We start from the raw sequence: 732 nt of genomic DNA on the forward strand, positions 1-732 counted from the left end.
CTTTTTCTCTCAACCATCGTGAGGAGAACCTGATCCTCCCCAGACTTCTGGCCGACAACGGTATCTATCTCCCAATGTCCGAAGGTTGTGCGTGTATCCACTGCATGAGGACGTAGTTCGATAGACTGACCCAGTACTTTTTTATTAATACGAGTAAAGCCTGTCGGCTTCTTATTCTTAAGCTTTAGCTTCGTCAGAAGATTGATATTACGCGTCTTTATCAGTTTTCTGTCAATCCAGTTATAGAGTGTCTTTATGCAGGGTATGAATCTTTCTGGAAAAAGCTTAGCTTTCTTAGCAAGCATAATAACGGAAGCCGGAGACATTTCCTGATGTATCATCAGATGATCGGCCCATTCAACAAAGGGATTTCCTGTGATAGGAATAGGGCGACGTCCTGACTTGATACGATTTTCAAAGTATCTATCCTGAGCAAGATCAGGCGAATAGACGCACTTGTAGTAAGTGTAGATTTTATTATTCTGTACCTGCTGGCTCTTTTGTGTGTACATGCCGCGCTTTATCTCATTATTGATGGTCTGTGGCGCTCTACCGAGCTTTCCGGCTATTTATCTGTTTGAATACCCTTCATTAATCAGCGTCTGTATGATGATTCGTTCATCTCTAGAAAGGTGTTTGCCCTTAACGGTTTTCGTGTTACTATTGATATGCGTCATACGAATTCATTCCTTTATTGTCGGTGTGAGAACTACAATATTAACATGAATTCGT

General features: G+C 41.5%; 1 pseudogene. It reads right to left on the reverse strand.

Features of this window, described 5'->3' with window-relative positions:
* Window positions 1–677 (reverse strand): annotated as a pseudogene (locus ERX55_RS11230) (IS30 family transposase); the annotation flags it as partial.
* Window positions 678–732 lie beyond the last annotated feature (55 nt).

This window comes from Macrococcus bovicus (genome assembly GCF_004359575.1).
GTDB classification, from domain to species: domain Bacteria; phylum Bacillota; class Bacilli; order Staphylococcales; family Staphylococcaceae; genus Macrococcus; species Macrococcus bovicus.